The organism is Burkholderia sp. Bp9143 (assembly GCF_003853645.1).
Classification (GTDB): Bacteria; Pseudomonadota; Gammaproteobacteria; order Burkholderiales; family Burkholderiaceae; genus Burkholderia.
This window is the reverse complement of the sequence record NZ_QTPO01000075.1, coordinates 16,240-32,607: the sequence shown is the minus strand read 5'-3', so window position 1 is coordinate 32,607 and position 16,368 is coordinate 16,240. Positions and strand designations below refer to the sequence as shown.

Sequence of the window (16,368 nt, the reverse complement as noted above, 5' to 3'; positions counted from 1 at the left end):
CTGCGCGCGCAGCTCGCGCAGTATTGGCCGATCATCCTTGCGGCCATCCTCTACGGCGTTGTGCTGCGGTTCGTGTGGGACCGCTATGCTGCGCCTCGGCTCTCGGCCTACTGGCGCGCCGCGCGCGTCACGCAGGAAACCGACAAGCTCGTTGATGCTCGCGAGGAAGTTGCGACGCTCAAAGCCAAGGCTTTTCAGCCGGAAAAATACTTTGTCGATGGCAAGGTTTTTTACGGTCTAGACGAGAATAACGAGCCGATTTATTTCGATCTGCAAGAGTTCTTCACGACTCATCACGCGATTCTCGGGCCGACTTCCTACGGCAAGGGCATCGTCCTACAAAGCATCTTCAAGCAGTGCATTCGCTTCGGCATGGGCGTGGTCTACGTCGATCCGAAAGGCGATGACTGGCTTCCGTATCTGCTGCAAAACGAAGCGAAGGCGGCGGGCCGCCGCTTCGTGTATCTCGATCTGAATCCGGGCGGCAAGGGCGTGTGGCATCCGTTCCTCGGCGGCGATTTCCGGCAGCGACGCACGCGCATCGTGCGCGCATTCAATCTCGAATCGCACGGCACCGATGCGGACGTGTACAAGGCGAAAGAGCGCGCGCTGCTCGATGACGCGCTCGAAAATACGGACGGCACGATTAAATCGCTGCTGGCCTACGTGAAGGATCACGGCTCGTCCGGCGACCGGGATCTGTCCACGCTGCGCGACTCGCTGCGCGAGTGGTCGCGCGTCGAAACCTTCGCGCAGACCGTGAAGCGTAAGGGCCACTCGATTGAACAGTGCTTGATGAATAACGCCGTGGTGTACGTGCGCGGCGATCTGGCCGACCCGGTGGTAAAGGCGGCGACGAAGGCTTATATCTCCGAGCTAACGGCCGAAATCAAGCGCCTGAATCGCACGCGCCCGGCCCATGTCACGGTCGGTATTGACGAACTCAAGTTCTTGGCGTGCGCGGAAATCAATGACGCGCTCGCCACGATCCGGCAGAATCGATGCAATCTGCTGCTCGCCGCGCAGTCGATTGCCAACCTCGAAGCGCCGGACGATAAGCGCCTCGATGGCAAGGCACTGGCCCGCGAATTTGAGGTCAATACACCTATCAAATTCGTGTACCGTGCGGCCGACGAGCGCACGGCGGAATGGGCTGAAAAGCTCTCTGCGGGCCAGTGGTTGAACGTGGTGCAGCGCGAAACGACCAAGACGAACGCGCACGGCGGCGAGCAGTGGGAAGGGCATCGCATGGTCGGCAAACAGGAAGCGCCGATCATTTCGCAAAGCACGCTTCTGCACCTGCCCGCGCGCATCGCCATCGTGTACATGCCCGGTCGTATCGCCTCGAAGCTGTACACCAGTCCGACGCAGATTAGCCGCGACTTCGCATCGTGGGAGGCCGGCGCCGCCGGTGCCGAACAGGCGGCCGAAGCCGCACCGACGCCCTGAATTGTGACTGCGCTAGAATATGCGCGCATCTTCGATTCCGGTATCCGATTCTGTGCGGCATCTTGGTTGCAGGCTTGGCCGGCGCTTTCTGGTTTACAGAGGTGCTCCCCGGTGATCGTTGCCACTCGGGTAAGCGGAAAAACCAGTCCCACTAGGGATACTGGCCGCGAAGCAAACAGGGACACCTAGCGTCCCTGTTTTTTTTCGGCTCCACTGCTTGTACGGTGGCGGCTAAGGTACATTCTCTCGTCCGAACCCGCGTCCACTCTTCACGCACGGAATTGCTCCCGAGGTCGGCAACCCAAATCGCGTAACATGCTGAAAACAACGAAATAGGGTCAGCTTTGGCAACCGCATCACCGATAGAGAACATCCTTGGGGCCGAATCGGCGGCGAAGTCCGCCAGTTCCGCACCTCTTCGCCCCTTTGCCTACACGCGCCGCTCCTCCGGAACGCGTGACTTGGCTCTCAGTGAGCCGGTTTCCGAGCATACGGGTTACTGGGAGAATCCAGCTAGCATCACCAGCAAACCGCCTCGTTGGATCGTCCATATTGACGCCACCGGAGAGGCGCCCGTCGCGCACTTCGCGCAGGACTCTTCCGGCCAGCGGATGCCCGGGTCTGGGACCCCCGGCTACATCAATAACGGCTCCGGCAAGTGCGCTCTGGCCGCTTTCCGCCTTATGCCAGCGGTGAAAGTCGGATCTGCAGAATTCAATTTTCCCAAAGAGTGGGAGTGGATTGTGCAATTCGCATTCGCGAAGGCGCTACCTGTCGGTACCTCGGGCGATACGCTGACGGACTTCAGCGCGGACAATAGCCAACTCGGCTACAAAGGTCGTGAGACGGCCAAGTCGATGTATCCCATCGCGCATATCAGCCTCGTGAAGACTATGGCCGAGCCGGCACCGTTGCCCCTGCCGTCTGGCAAGCTTTTGACTTATGACGACGCGACCCGCGTCCTTGCTCATTGGCTCAGCGCGGGCCCGGCAGCGTTCGGCATCTACTCGCCCGACAGCCGCGAGAATATGGAGCGCCTTCAATACGATCTGGCCGCTGTTTTTGAGGCAGAGGCGGACGCGGTCCTTGAGCCCACAGAGACGCCGCAAGTCATGCCTTCGCCGGAGTTGGTCGGCGTTCCTCCTGTCATTTACAAGCTGATCAATGCAGCACTGGCGGCTGGCAAGCGTCACTTTGTTTTCCACGGGCCTCCTGGAACTGGCAAGACCACGCTGGCCGAATATGTTGCCGAGCAGATTGCGGGTGATGCTCTTTCTGAAGGAGAGGCTCCATACACCCTGTTGACCGCGTCATCCTCGTGGAGCTCGCAAGACTTGGTCGGAGGTTATCAGCCGCTGGGCCCCGGAAAAATGGGTTTTGTCCCGGGTGCGATGCTTCGCGATTTCCACAAGCCGATCATCATTGATGAGTTGAATCGCTGCCCAATCGACAAGGTGATCGGGCCATTGTTCTCTGTGCTGAGCGGGCAATCGACAACCCTTCCTTATCGGGTGAAGGTCGAGGACGCGTCCAGCCAGAACTACCGGATCTTGCCCAAGCCGAACCCTTCGAAGGAGAGCCACGAGTTCGCCCCGGGGCCGGCGTGGGCGATGTTATGCACGCTCAACCAAGTCGACAAGTCGCAACTGGAGCAGATCAGTTTCGCGCTGTCGCGGCGTTTCACATGGATTCGAATCGGCATACCGGAAGACCCGGCCGCTTTTGTGCGGGGTATGCTGGAAAAGCTCAACCTGTTGAAGGGCGCCGCTAACGCCGCGCTGCCCAATCCGGTTGCGGACTTGTGGTCGATTGTGAATCGGCACCGCGAACTGGGCGGAGCTCCGGTCATCGACTTCTTGAAGCTTGCCGCAGCTATGGACCCTGAAACTGACTTCCTGGCCGCGCCATCTGCGGAGGCTCAGAAGACGTTCGTTGTGGTGATGGCTTCGACGTTCTTGCCGCTGCTCGACGGCATTAGCCGCGCCGAAGCGGCAGATTGCTCTTCGGCAATTGTCTCGGCGTGGGGTCTGTCGGGCGTTCTGGCTGCCGATGTCGAGCAACGATTTATGGAGCTCGCGCCCTGAGCACTCCACTTGGTTCCGCGCTGTCCGACCATTGCCTCGCGGCGCTTCTGCGCTGCCATCGGTCGCCGCAGGGCAACGGCTGGGACTCGAAAACTCCGCGCGCTGACATCGAGGAGCGCGAGGAGCTATTGCTTCGCTGGGCGCTCTCGGATGGGGTTCGGCGCCTCGCAGAGCACGTGATCGCCAACCCGCGCGACATCCGATCGGCAATCGCCTTCGAGACGCAGACGCATTACGGGCAAATTCCCGGAGTCGTTGATGCGCGTGCGACGCTTTGCGAGCAGGAGCTTTCGTGCGACTCGACACTTTTCGTCGTGTCTGAGCCAGCACTCTCTCTGCTGACACGGCGCAACCACGTTCTTGCATGGGTTCTCCGAGAGGCCGAGTCGCTGGCGTTGTCCGCGATCCGTCGTCACAAGCTTGGACCCGATCAGGATTGGATTCATGCGCGGGTGGGGCTTCTTGAACGGGCCGCTCGCACTCGCATGCTGCGCGAAGTGATGTTGTCTCCAGCAGGGCGGCGTCGGCCCGCAGGTGCAGCGATTAGAGACGCGCGCAAAAGCCTGTCGCCGCTCTACCGGATGGCAGCGGACTCTATGCTTTTGTTCGAGGGCATCGAGCGCGTCGAGCCGGACGCGATACGCGCCATATTGTCGAACACGCTCATCGCGCAATTGGAGGATTGGCAGAAGCTTGAATTGGCAACGGCGCTCGCGGCCGCCGAAGCGCTGGCGGCTCAGACTGGCGACCGGGTTCGGTGGAAGGGTTCGATTGCCGGAGGGTCCGAAATCGCCTCGGTCGGGCGCTATCGCGTCAGATGGCAGAATGCGCTGCCCAAGCGTACTGCCGAGCATCTCGATCCATCGGAAGCCATGATTCGAGAAACCGCCGAAGCGCTGCGCGCGGGCATGGGTTTGGCGCGCGCAGACGTTTCGATTCGGGACGCCGACATTGGCATGGACGTCGCCCACTTCGAATGCAAATGGTTCGGCTCGCCGCTTTCGGCCTCGGCAGCGATCGTCGACGCAATCTCGCAGCTCGTCCGGTATTGCCGCGACTCGCGGCCCGGCGGCATAGAGCAAGCGCAAGCCATGTTGCGGGATTGCGTGGTGGTGTGTTCGGGGTTGTCCGGTTTTGAAGAGACCTTGGACGGTTCGAAGCCGGTAGGACTGACGGATTTTTCTGGACTGGCGAGCGGAACCCTAGCCACATGGGCAGCGAGGCTGCATTGCAGGCTCGCTATCTACCCGAACTAAGCGCCGGCAATCATCACCTATCTTGTCGCGCCACCGTTCGCGACGAGCGGCACCTCCATCTCGTTCGCTGGTTGCGAGCAGGGCGTGCTAATCGCGTAATTCGCCGGGCGGGAGCGTGTCGCCTCCACGCCGTCTTGAAAGCGCGCCATGCCGCCGCGAATGTATTCACTGGACAGTTCGACACAGGCCCATTTCCGGCGCAAGTTTTCCGCCACCATGCCGGTCACGCACGAACCTGCGAACGGATCGACTACCAGATCACCCGGATCGGTCAACATTCTGATGAAATACTCCGGCAGCAACGCGGGGAACCGAGCGGGGTGGATATCGATGCCTTTCGCCCGGCAATAATCTTGATATTGCCCATTGCTCTCTGTATTCGCGATGGCGAGCAAGTTGGGAGGCACCGATCCACCGTTGTCTTTCGAAAACTTCTCCGAGATGTCGTGCCCCGACGGCCGAAGCTTTGCCGTGTAGCCGTTCTTCAGGAGCCCCTTCATCGAGTCAGAATATGGCGCGAGAACCCGCTTATTGTTCGCCTTCGGAAACGGCGTCTTTGAAAGCCACCACACACAATTCACGGCGTCTTTCACGCGGACCCGACGGATGTTCACCCATTCAGCGGGCGACGGCAGTTTCGCCGGGTTCCACCAGTAATGCTCTTGCGCGAGGTGAAACCCGAACTCTTCGCATAGCATGATCAAGAGCTTGAAGTGGTAGAGCGACCGCGTTGGCGTGCCGGGTTTCCAAGCGCCGCCAATGTCGATTACCAGGCTACCATCATCGCGCAGCACGCGATTGAAGCCCTCCGCAAACGGGCGGAACCAGTCGCAATAGGCGGCCGCGTCTTCGTTACCGTAGGACTTCTTGCGTACCAAGCCGAAGGGCGGCGAGGTCATGATCAAGTTGACTGAGCTGGGCTTCGCACGGTGATGCAGGTATTCGAGCGAGTTCCCGTTATAGATTTTCCCGAGCTTCGTTTCGTGTGCGACAGAGAAGGGCCCATAGCTTTCGCCATTCACTCGTTCGGGCTTTTTGTCTTGCTTGACGGCGATGTTGTGCAGATGGCGAATGTAGTCGCTCAGCGACTTGAACCCCAGCACATTGGAGATCGACTCCATTTCCTGCCGCTCATTCAGGGTGAGCCGAAGGCTCGCGATGTTGTCTCGGGGTTCGGAGACGTGCGGACGGACCATTCTTTTCCTCTTCTGTTTCGCGCTGGTTTTGCGCCTGCATTTAACTGGCAGGTTATTGTATTACGCTAACCAGGCCGGACGCCAGTAATTTTCATCGACGCTTCCCACGCGTTGAGCTCCGATCAGGTTCATTTTTTTCGAGCCTTTAATGATGGCCCGCCATAGCGGGCCGGAACCGGATCACTCGCCCGTCATCAGATCGTCAAGCTGCGGCCGAATCCACTTGGCCGTGGCGATGGCGTTCGGCGTGAGCTTGCGCACGTAGACCGACTTGCCGGCGGGCGAACGGGTCGGGCTGAACACGAACGCGTTGCGCTTCATTAGGTCGCGGACGGCCTTTTCCGGCTTCGCGTCGAACAGAAACACGGCTCGGTTGCCCTCGGTGTCCTCGCGGTACGTGTAGCCGTGGCCTTCTTCCTCTCGGTCGGTGCGCTCAGCGATCTTCTTCAGTGCCTCGATGCGGTCGCGCACGCGGCGGATATTCGCGCCGCTGTTGGTTATTTCATACGAGGCAAAGCCAACGCGGCCTGCGAAGTCAGGGCGAAAGAGCGCGTCGATGGCCGCTGCCGTGTAGCCCATGCGCTCAAGCCCTGCGCGATCCTCGCGGCGAATCAGGGCATTCGTGCGCTTCATCTTTTCGTGCCGCGCCTCCAGCTCGGCCAGCTTGGCCGTGAGCTTCGGGATGGCGTCGGGATCGTCGCCGGATACGCCGCCCTTGCCGACTGCTTCCGCGCGCCGATCGAACTCGGCCGCCGTGTCGTGCAACTCGAAGGCTTTCCCGAACGCCGCGTGTACACGAGCTCGATAGCGACGGTCGCGGCCCTCGGAGTGGTGGCCCTTCAAGATGGGCTGACCGAACGGAATCGCCGAAGCCATCGTTTCAGCGCGGGTGTACTGCATCGTTGCCGCCGAACGCGCGTGCGCTGCACGGGCGGCCAGGCGGGCGCGGCGGGCTTCCTGCTTCGCTTCGTACTTGTTCATCGTCTTGCTCCTGTCAGGTGCGGCGGGCGCGCTCGCCCGCCTTGGGTGGGCTGCTGCGCTTAACACCAAACGACATGGCGGTAATCAACGGTGCGGCGATACACGTTGCGGTCATTCCAGGGCGTGTACGTGTATTCCATGTATGAGTTAGTAAGCACTACCAACCAATGACTTAACCGAAGTGCGGGCATTTCGACCTCCATCGAAAATGGGTTCGCTTTTACTGCTGACCGGCTCCCAAGATTCCCGTCCCCTGCGTGACGGGTTCAGCGAGGCTGTGAGTGGTAATTGCCTTGCCGCCGTTTTCCCTGAGTTCGCCGCCCCGCGACGGATTTAGCCGGCCCGCTACGGCTGTCAAGGGTGAAACCGGAGGCCGCAGCCCGCGCAGCGAAGCGAGCAGGAACGGGCGAGGATTTCAGCGCGCTCTGCGCGCGGCCCTTGATGGACGTAGCGGGTTGGCTATGGTCGCGTGACTGGGCGGCGAATCAGGGGAAACGGCCACAGGCGCATACCGGAGCCGAGATAAACGCCGCGCGGCGAGCGCCTATGTGCGGCCGTTCGGCCGCACCTGACCAGGTGGTTGCGTTAGGGATTGATGCCCGTAGGGGCGAGACTCGGAACGAGGCTCGACGCGTAGCGCGAAAGCCCGACCCGGCGAGCCGGGGAACGCCCGCATTCGAGCCGTCTCGGCCGGCGGTCGGCGCCATTGCGCGTGCGACTGGCGCATTCGTGGCCTACAATCAATCGAGTCGATTTGACGCTCTGCCACTCGCGGAGCGTCAATCGACGCTCCCGAGTGGCTTTCTTTTTTGGAGGCCACTATGTTTAACGCGAAGTCGAACGTTACGGGACACCTGTTCAGAATCCACAAAGACATGACTGCCGATGGCGTCATGCTCTGGGTGGGCTTCCTGAACATCAACGATGACATGATCGCGGCATCGGCCAGGCTCTCGATTGTCAATGACCGTCCTGACGGTTTCGACATTGCGCTTGGTACGACCGACCCGAGTCAAGGCGGTTTGGGTTATTACGCGCACATTGTTCCGACGAGCCCGTTTCCGGGTTCTGATCTGCGCGGATACCTGAAACATCATGACCGGAAACTCGATGATGTTTTCGAGGTGTCGGGTGCTTATGGCATCAATGCTGACGGCACGAGCCGCCTGGATCTAACGATCAAGGCACGTTGAACGTGGGAGCTGGCTTTTTAGCCAACGCGGGGGGAAAGGCTTCGGCCTTTCCCCTTTTTTATGCGGCGTGCTCGCGCTGCGCGAGCACGCGATACAACGTCGATCTGTCGATTCCGAACAGGTCGGCTATCTCCTGCCTGCTGGCCTTGCCTTCGTCCACGAGCTGATAAATGTGCTTGAGCTGCGCGGCTTCGAGCTTCGGCTTGCGGCCGAACTTCGTACCGCGCGCCTTCGCTGCCGCGCGGCCGGTGCTGGTCCGCTCAACGATCAGGCTACGCTCAAACTCGGCCATGCCGCCGAACACGGTCAACACCATGCGGCCGGCCGGCGTCGTGGTGTCGGCCCACGGCTCGGCAATGCTTCGCAAGCCGGCGTCGGCGTCGCGAATGCGCTCAACGATTTCGAGCAAATCGAGAATGCTGCGCGCGAGCCGGTCGAGCCGCGTCACGACAACCACATCGCGCGGCCGTAGGTGCGAAAGCAGGTTGTCGAGCTGCGGGCGGGCGCGCTTCATGCCGGTAATTTTCTCGGCAAATATGCGCCCGCACCCGGCCGCGCGTAGCTCTGCCTCTTGGTTGCTCAAGTCTTGGTCGCGCGTCGAGACGCGCGCATATCCGATCAGGAATGCGCCTGTCTCAATATCACGCGTGGCGTTGTCTGCGGGGTCGCGCATCGTCAGCCCTTGTCGATCCAGCGCGGGCGTTGCTCGTCGGGCTTCGCGTCGATTGGTCGGCCGCCGTTGCTGCGATCCCACGCGCAACGATGAACACCTGTGATGTGTTCGACAATCCGTTCGCCATCTTCCGGCCGAATGCGAATGCTCGCGCGAACGGTCGGCCGCTGGTTTTCGCCTACCGGTTCAAGGTCGAATGTGAAAGTCACGTCGCGGTAGCCGGGAGAGTCGCCGTAGGTTATGAGCTTGGCACTGAAATCCAGTTCGTTATCGGCCTGCTGCCGACTGGCGAGCTCGTCATGCCTCGCCAGTCGCGTGCGCTCGGCCGACGCGTAAGCGGCGGTCTGTGCGTCGCGTTCAAACTCCTTCGCAACGGCCGGTACGAGGATCGCCCACTCCGGGCCAATGCGGTCGATTGCCTCGGCAATCGTGTGGTTCATCGCAGCGAGCCAGTCAGGCCGGTTGAGAACGAGCGCGGCAGCGAGGGCCTCGCCCTTAGACATGGCATTGATGCCGCCGGCTGCGGCGTCGCGCGCCTTGCTGAGCATGTGCTTGAAATCTGGACTGCTAGTGTCGATTACCGCTTCGGTAATCTTGCTGAGCATGCTCTTGAAGTCCCGATTGCTCTTGTCCATCGTCACTCCCGATATCGGCGCTCAATGGCGCGGGTGGTTGCTGACCGCTCGGCACGCTCACACATGCGCACCATGTTGCAAATCATAGTCGCACATAATTTCCCATACAAGACTATATTTTGCAACATGACGCACCTCGGCCGCACAAGGGTTTTGCGGCGGCCGGCACGGCGTTGCACAACTTAGGAGTTTTGCAACGCAGCCGGTTGGCAGGGTGGCTCACTCCGTGACCCACTCTCGTCGTTCGGCTCGGCGCGGCGCCGGGGGCAGTTTGTAAAGTACAACGGCCGTTCGTGCCGTCGTCTCTCGGTGCACCGCTGACGCCTGTTAACGCTGACGCCTTTAAGCTGCCGTTGCCACCTAGCCAGCCCTCATGCTCCTTGCGGAAGGTGGCAGTAGCGAACTAAAATACGTCACTCCGCTGATTGACGAACAAAGGAGTGTCTATGTCTGCGCCAAGTACTTTTGGACAGCAGATCTCGCAAAAGCGAAAACAGCTGGAGATGAGCCAGAAGGAGCTCGCATCCAGGGTCAAGCGAGAGGATGGTGAGCCCATATCTCCTCAATACCTGAACGATATAGAGCACGATCGACGGAGTCCATCGTCGGATTTGATGGTCCGACAATTCGCGACGGTGCTTGACCTAAATCCAGACTATCTCTTCTACCTCGCGGGCAAGTTTCCGACCGATGTGACCGAACGGAACCTGCCTCCAGAAAAAGTGCAGCAGGCTCTCGTTGCCTTTCGTAAAGCACTCGACCAAAAGAAATGAAACAGGTGCCAGATCGTACTGGGCGTTTCGCCCGTCGCCCGCACTATGAGCCGCATGAACTTGATCGTGAGTGCGAGCAGATCATTTCCGGCTTCCTGAGGAGCAAGTACGGGAAGGTTGACTATCCTGTTTCGACCGACGATCTCACAACACTAATTGAGAAGCACGTCGACGACCTCGACCTTTATGCCGATCTCTCAGGGTTTGGGCAAAGCGTCGAAGGCGTGACGGTATTTAATCCGGGCGGTAAGCCATCTGTTCGTATCGCCGGGGAATTGGCTGGCGACTTGCGTCGGGAGAATCGGCTTCGCACCACTCTTACTCACGAGTTCGGCCACGTCCACTTTCACTCCTATTTGTGGGATCCCCAGGCAATGACCCTCGACTTTGGGGAAGAACCTGCGCCGCAGAACGCAGGGACCGACAGAATTCAGGTCTGCAAGCGCGAGACGATCGTGAACGCCGCGGTATCGGACTGGATGGAGTGGCAAGCCGGGCATGTATGTGGCGCCTTGTTGATGCCCGTTACCCATGTGCGAAAATTCATTGCTTCCGAATTCCCTGACATCGGGCCATCACCATGTACTCCCTCGTCCGAGTTTGGCGCAAAGGCGATCCAGGCGGTGACTGACCGCTACCAGGTGTCGCAGGATGCCGCCCGAGTCCGGCTCCTGCGGCTCGGTTTGCTGGCCGAGCCGGGACGAACGGCATCGCTCTTCGGGTGATTCAACTGGGGGCTTGCGCCCCTTCTTTTTGGTGGTAAAATACGCACATCCGCGTATCCGCATATCTGCGGTTTGCCGTGAAATGGAGGGCGAAGGCCGAGGCGGAAAGGTGAAGCGGTTGCAAGCACGCGGTCAGTCAAGCGGACTTTCGGTAATGGCGACCTTCATGAACACAGAAACAGAGATTGCATTGCGTGAGATCGGGCGTCAGTTGGACTCGTTCTCCTTTCCGGTTGTAAAGAACGGCGGGATTGTCGTGCCCGGCAAACCCGTCGCTTCTCCTTGGACCACGGGCACGGAGTTGGAAAATGTCAAATCAGGAAAAACACGATCCGAGACCGGATCGAGAGCATGGGCATCAGCCCGACCACGGCCATTCGCATGGTCATGGGCATGGCCATACGCCGGATCCGGGGCGCCCGGTCCGGCCGCACCGTTCGTCGGCTCAGAGCTTCGGGCGAAATTTACGAACGAGCTAACGGACGTCGAGACGGCCTACCCCGGGACGCAGCATTGGCACGACGACGACGGAATGTGGTTGCTCGTCAGAAGCTCGCTGCTACCGGGGTTTTCTATGCGGGCATGCTTTGCGATCGCAGTTTCGTTTAGTCGAGCCATGGTGCGTGGCTGGGGTTTTTGGGGCAGCGACGCGATCGGATATGAATGGATCGGACCGCGGCATACCAACTTTCCCGACGGGTCAATATGTGCGTTCGAGCCAACAGACGGCAGCTGGTGCGTGGGTGAGCCGCTCGTTGAATTGCTCGACATTTACACGGTTTGGGCAATCCGACACCTTCATCTCCGGATCTTTGGTCGCTGGCCAGGCCCTCAAGCGGTACGGTTCCCGTACGAACGCCTTCTCGAATTGCGTCTGGACGAATGCTGCGGATGCGAGGATTCCCGAGGTCCGTACGGCCGTTGTTGCGAACCACACGATCGACGGCGGAATCAGATCGCGGAGGCGCTTCACTTTACGCACGCAATGGCTAGCGGCTTGCGTTCCCCATCAAAGCAGGTAGTCAATTTTTTGCTGAGCCGAAATCAGCCGCCAAAGATCCGCGACATTTCGATGTAGCAAAACGCTAAGGCCCGCGAACGCTGGCCGGACGACTGAGGAGTTTTGCGACATGCAAAAAAACGGCCGCCGAAGCGACCGTCGAAAACTCCGCCGCCGGCGGAGCCTGAGAGAGTCAATCAGCGCGAACGGCGCGCAGCGTGCCGGCCGGTGCATCGTCGTCCTCGATGAGGAACAGACTCCGATCCTTGCCGGCGATCCAGGCCGGTTCATGGCCCCGGCCGCTCCATTCGCGGCCGGTGGCCGGGTCGCGGTACTTCGCGACAACCGGCTTCATGTGGTACGTGCCACGTCGATAGCGTCGGAGTTCGTTCGAAGTAATGTCCCACTCGGTCATCTTCTCGCGAATCTCCTGCAAAACGTTTTGCCGTTCGTCCTGCCTTGCACTCTCGATGCGCCGCTCCAACTTTTGCAGCTCGGCGCTGAGGTGCCTGTACGTATCGCCTTTCACCTGATTCTGTCCTCCGTGTGCTAGTTGATGCGATCAGTTCGAGCCGGCCGCCTTCGGTGCGGTCGCCTTCCACGTCTGGAATGCCTTGTCGCGCTTCATGTGCTGGATAAGAACGTGCTCGATGATGAAATCAAGCGATAGCTCTACGCCGTTCATTTCCTGATAGGCCCGCTGGTACGCGAGCAAATCGGCGTGTATCTCCTGCGCGAGCTGCACGGGGAGCTTCGTCTTTTCCGGCTCGCGCTTGACGATCGGCAGCAGCAGACGATTCGAAGGATTACGGGGCGTTTTCTGCGTCATGGTGGGTAGCTTCCTTAGTGCTTGGCGGTAACGGTTTTGAAGACATTGAGCGGCCAGAGCCACACGTAATAGAGCCGCACGTCGATGCGGCTGTTCCAGGTGAGTCCTTGCAAGGCTTCGGCGGGCACGACGCGGGCAAGCAGCACTGCGATATAGCCCACGAGCACGTAAGCGCCGAACGTCAGGACGGCGTTGTTGGTGATTGCGAAGCCCAGGCGCGGGGTAAGCAAACACACGATGAGCAAGAAACCAACCAAGATGCCAACGTTGGTGAGCCGCACGCGCAGCGCGCGGCTACGCGTCATGTTGAGGTCGCGCTGTTTGAGCTTGGCCTGTTCCTGCTCACTTGCGACGCGCACAAGCCGAGCGGCCATAGCTTCGCCATGCCGGCGGAACAGATACGGCGCGATGCGTCGATAGATCGCCGTCGCAATGGTGCCAGCAACAATCACGATGACGGCGTTCATGATGAGTTGATGGGTGGTGTTCTGCATGGTGTCGGCTCCTTTAGCGCTTGGCGTGCTTCTTCTTGAATACCGGGTCGTACAGCAGCTCAACGCAGTTCCAGTCGCGCATATAGATAATCACGTCGATGGTGGCGTGGACGGTGCGCAGGATCATGTCGTAATCGAGCATCCGGCCGACCTCGGACGATTTGACGAGATCCGCGATGCGCCACGGCGTTTCAACGGCGCTCTCCGAGTGCGTCGAAAAGATGTTGCCGGGGTGGCCGGTGTTCGCGCTCTTGAGGTAGTCCCAAGCGGCATCGTCGCGTAGCTCAGTCAGAAAGATGCGATCAGGTGAAAGCCGCATACAGGTGCGCAGGCACTCACGCGCGGACAAACGGCCTTCCTGTTCGCCGTACATGAGATAGCCGATTTCGTCTTGCGCGTCTGAACCCACTTCGTGCGTGTCCTGCAACACCATCACGCGCTCACTGCGTGGCACGAGATTCAAGAGCGTGCGCGTCCACGTTGACTTGCCGGAGTTGGTCGGCCCTGCTACCGCGATGTTGCATTTGCCGACCACGGCCTTTTTCAGAAACTCGACGTAACGGCGCTCGTCGCGCAAGACGATCATTTCCTGCTCGAAGTCGGATAGCTTCGTCGCGTCATCAAAGGTTCGTACCTTGAGCTGGTCGAAGCGGCCTTCGGCGTCCAGTTGCTCAAGGGTCTTGTCCACGGCGAGGTGCTTACGGAACGCAATCAGTACCGTGCCTTCGAGCACGGCCGGCGGCCAACAGATTACGCCGCGCGTACCGTCCGGCAGCATCACGTCATTGACGGGTTGCCGGGGCAACCCGTTCGCGTTCAGCAGCGTGTCAGTGAGGCGATTGAGATAGGAATGCGTGAGAAACGGCGCTTCGTGAAAGACGCGGCCTTGCCGGGTCGCGCACACGAGCTGGCCGAACCTGTTCACGCGCATCTCGTACACGTTCTCGTCTTGAAAATACTTCTGCAACGGTTCGAGCGTGTGAAGCAACGACCTGTTGTCGAAATACTTGGCTTGCATCGGTGCGTTCATGGCTGCGTCCCGTCCATAGAGAGCGTGTACACGTCACTGAAATCAACATCGCGGCGGACATAGATATTCACCGTGTCGCCCTGCGCGTCGTAGAGCGTCGGCGGTACGTCGATGGTCGCGCGCAACGCTTCGGCCGCGAGCTGGTTAGACGTGTTCGACGTGTTATCGAGATTCAGATACGTGTTGTTGCTGCCGCTGTTCGCACTGTTGGCCGCCGCTTGCACAAGGCCCGAGCTGAGGTCAGAAAAGAGCGAAATCATCATGGCACCGCCAAAGCGCGTCCAGAAGTGGGTATCGACCTGCCCCGGAATGCCCGAGCTGCCAAGCGCGTTCGTGCCGGGGCTGTCGAGATTGGCGATGGTGTTATCCGGGTTGCGAACCCGCGTCCACAGGACAAATACGCGGTTCTGCCCCGCCTTGATGCCTGCCGTGATTTCGCCGTCAACGTGCGCGCCCTTGTCGATGAGCTTCACGCGACCATCAGCCGAATACACGTCGCGGCTCACCTGGCACGCGACCATACCGGGCTGAGTCGTGTCCAGCTCGGTTTTCGTGCCGCAAGGGATCATCGTGCCGCTCGGGATGGTCAGGCTCGGATGCGCAAGCAACGTCGCCTTGACGGCCTGCGGCCGGGTGGCGGTCGTCTGCCGGTCGAACGCGTCGCTGCTCGAGCTGACGCGTTGCATGGGCGATCCGGCGGGCTGGCCGGCCGGTGCGCCGCCTTGGGCGCCGGCCGGCGCCTGGCCTTGGTCGGCGCTGGCCTGCTGGCCGCCCGCAAGCTGAATCCCGAGCCGGCGCGCATTCGCGACGGCTTCGGGCGACGGTGCCTGTTGCTGCCGCGAGTCCTGGTGTGCCGGTTCTTCCTGTGCCGGCGCGCTGGCCGGCGTCGGGGCGGTCGCGAGCGTCGGATTCGTCGGCGTGTCGCTAAACGTGCGTTCCGGCAAAGCGCCCTGATAGGGCTTGTCCTGCTTTGAGGCGGCTGCGGGCTGCGCGGCGGGCTTGCGATGCAGCGCACCGTATACCATCCAGCCGACAAGTCCAAGGCCGAGCGCGATCACAATGACGATAAAGGCCACGAGGCCAGGCGTCGATGCACGCGGCCCCTTGTTGAACGACTGCCGGCCGTCCTGCACAGCGGGCGTATCGGTGCGGTCGGTCATTGGTTATCTCCTTCGGGTTGCTTCTGCACGCGGCGCACATACGGCGATACGGTGCCGCTCGGGTTCGCGCCGATCGACGGGTTGTAGTTCGCGTTGAGCACGCCAACCACCTTGTCTTTCGAACGGATACGCCATTGCCGTGCAACGTTTTCCGCGACGATGATGTTGTGGTTTGGCCCTTCGATGTGAACGTTTGGCACCGCCTCTTTGCCGGCCGAATTGATATAGGTGATGGTCGGCAGTTCGGCGTTCGGCTCAAACTTGAAGTAGGTAAACCGGAAGTTGTCCCACACGTTGACCGGGCGAATGTCTTCTGTACCGGCTTCGTCGGAGCGGGAATAGCTCAAGTTCGAAAGGCCCGCGCTGGACGCGTTTGCCAGTGCTTCTTGTACGCGCTGCGCGTTGGTTTTCACGAGCGCCGACTTTCGGTCGTCGTCGGGATACGTGTAGTTGAGCGCAAGCGTGGCCGAGCGCATCGACCACGGCGTTTTGATGAACGTGGCCGGCGTGTTGCCGAGCTGACTACCATCGCCGCCGCGCGAGCCGATGAAGTGCAGGAGGATGTAATACACGCGGCGATCCGTGAACAGCGTCAGGTTGGTGTCGCTATTCGCGTTCGTCGGCCAGACCATGATGTGATTGGCATTCTGCGACAGTCGCCAGCCGCCGGGGTCGCCAAAGGTGTGCGTGACGTAACGCTCACCGGGCGCAACATTGATCGTCAGAGACAGACCAATGACGCAATTGACCTCGACGGTATCGGTCGGGTTAAAGACAACAGACTTGATGCGGTAGTCGTGGGGCGAATTGGTTTTCGGCCCCACGGCGCACGCATACTGCGCGCCCGTCAGTGCGAGCGCGGCGGCAAGAGTGAGCATCGCGCGTCGCAT

Annotated in this window: 16 protein-coding genes; 6 read left to right on the top strand and 10 right to left on the bottom strand. The window is 60.4% G+C overall.

Annotated features, from left to right (window positions below; translation table 11 throughout):
* The 3 genes from DIE23_RS36035 to DIE23_RS36025 form a co-directional block, all read left to right on the top strand.
* Positions 1–1,449, top strand: a 1,449-nt coding sequence (locus DIE23_RS36035) for a type IV secretory system conjugative DNA transfer family protein (protein ID WP_124617283.1), incomplete at its 5' end; no start/stop codon positions are given.
* 461 nt (positions 1,450–1,910) lie between these two features.
* A complete protein-coding gene (locus tag DIE23_RS36030) occupies positions 1,911–3,533 on the top strand; it encodes an AAA family ATPase (RefSeq protein ID WP_124617281.1) in 1,623 nt (540 codons plus the stop codon).
* Positions 3,534–3,709: 176 nt separating this feature from the next.
* Positions 3,710–4,789 (top strand): hypothetical protein, encoded by a 1,080-nt coding sequence (locus DIE23_RS36025; protein ID WP_124617279.1) that lies wholly within the window; start codon positions 3,710–3,712, stop codon positions 4,787–4,789.
* A 17-nt stretch (positions 4,790–4,806) separates the two neighbouring features.
* Here the strand turns inward: DIE23_RS36025 and DIE23_RS36020 are convergent, their stop codons facing one another.
* Together DIE23_RS36020 and DIE23_RS36015 are read right to left on the bottom strand one after the other, a co-directional pair.
* Positions 4,807–5,985, bottom strand: coding sequence for a site-specific DNA-methyltransferase (locus tag DIE23_RS36020; protein ID WP_124617277.1), 1,179 nt, complete (start codon positions 5,983–5,985; stop codon positions 4,807–4,809).
* A 180-nt stretch (positions 5,986–6,165) separates the two neighbouring features.
* Positions 6,166–6,966 (bottom strand): DUF3560 domain-containing protein, encoded by an 801-nt coding sequence (locus DIE23_RS36015; RefSeq protein ID WP_124617275.1) that lies wholly within the window; start codon positions 6,964–6,966, stop codon positions 6,166–6,168.
* Positions 6,967–7,787: 821 nt separating this feature from the next.
* On the opposite strand from DIE23_RS36015, the gene DIE23_RS36010 reads away from it, so the two are divergent.
* Entirely contained in the window at positions 7,788–8,159 is a 372-nt protein-coding gene (locus DIE23_RS36010) for a hypothetical protein (RefSeq protein ID WP_124617273.1), read from the top strand.
* A gap of 58 nt (positions 8,160–8,217) precedes the next feature.
* Here the strand turns inward: DIE23_RS36010 and DIE23_RS36005 are convergent, their stop codons facing one another.
* Positions 8,218–8,832: a recombinase family protein gene (locus DIE23_RS36005; RefSeq protein WP_124617271.1), complete on the bottom strand. Its 615-nt coding sequence runs from the start codon at positions 8,830–8,832 to the stop codon at positions 8,218–8,220.
* A 2-nt stretch (positions 8,833–8,834) separates the two neighbouring features.
* Positions 8,835–9,467, bottom strand: a complete 633-nt coding sequence (locus DIE23_RS36000) for a hypothetical protein (RefSeq protein WP_124617269.1) — start codon at positions 9,465–9,467, stop codon at positions 8,835–8,837.
* A 446-nt stretch (positions 9,468–9,913) separates the two neighbouring features.
* On the opposite strand from DIE23_RS36000, the gene DIE23_RS35995 reads away from it, so the two are divergent.
* Together DIE23_RS35995 and DIE23_RS35990 are read left to right on the top strand one after the other, a co-directional pair.
* Positions 9,914–10,240, top strand: coding sequence for a helix-turn-helix domain-containing protein (locus DIE23_RS35995; protein WP_124617267.1), 327 nt, complete (start codon positions 9,914–9,916; stop codon positions 10,238–10,240).
* Positions 10,237–10,965, top strand: a complete 729-nt coding sequence (locus DIE23_RS35990) for an ImmA/IrrE family metallo-endopeptidase (protein WP_124617265.1) — start codon at positions 10,237–10,239, stop codon at positions 10,963–10,965. The genes DIE23_RS35995 and DIE23_RS35990 overlap by 4 nt, the downstream gene beginning before the upstream one ends.
* A gap of 1,193 nt (positions 10,966–12,158) precedes the next feature.
* Here the strand turns inward: DIE23_RS35990 and DIE23_RS35985 are convergent.
* From DIE23_RS35985 to DIE23_RS35960, 6 genes are read right to left on the bottom strand one after another with little or no spacing between them, the layout of a single operon-like run.
* Positions 12,159–12,494 (bottom strand): H-NS family nucleoid-associated regulatory protein, encoded by a 336-nt coding sequence (locus DIE23_RS35985; protein ID WP_124617263.1) that lies wholly within the window; start codon positions 12,492–12,494, stop codon positions 12,159–12,161.
* Positions 12,495–12,527: 33 nt separating this feature from the next.
* On the bottom strand, positions 12,528–12,794 hold the full coding sequence (locus tag DIE23_RS35980) for a DUF2274 domain-containing protein (RefSeq protein WP_124617261.1): 267 nt from the start codon (positions 12,792–12,794) through the stop codon (positions 12,528–12,530).
* Positions 12,795–12,808: 14 nt separating this feature from the next.
* Positions 12,809–13,288: a hypothetical protein gene (locus DIE23_RS35975; RefSeq protein WP_124617259.1), complete on the bottom strand. Its 480-nt coding sequence runs from the start codon at positions 13,286–13,288 to the stop codon at positions 12,809–12,811.
* 13 nt (positions 13,289–13,301) lie between these two features.
* The gene (locus tag DIE23_RS35970; protein ID WP_124617257.1) at positions 13,302–14,318 is read right to left on the bottom strand and encodes an ATPase, T2SS/T4P/T4SS family; all 1,017 of its coding nucleotides are present in this window, start codon (positions 14,316–14,318) and stop codon (positions 13,302–13,304) included.
* On the bottom strand, positions 14,315–15,478 hold the full coding sequence (gene virB10 / locus DIE23_RS35965) for a type IV secretion system protein VirB10 (protein ID WP_124617255.1): 1,164 nt from the start codon (positions 15,476–15,478) through the stop codon (positions 14,315–14,317). Before virB10 ends, DIE23_RS35970 begins: the two co-directional genes overlap by 4 nt.
* Entirely contained in the window at positions 15,475–16,368 is an 894-nt protein-coding gene (locus tag DIE23_RS35960; protein ID WP_124617252.1) for a TrbG/VirB9 family P-type conjugative transfer protein, read from the bottom strand. Before DIE23_RS35960 ends, virB10 begins: the two co-directional genes overlap by 4 nt.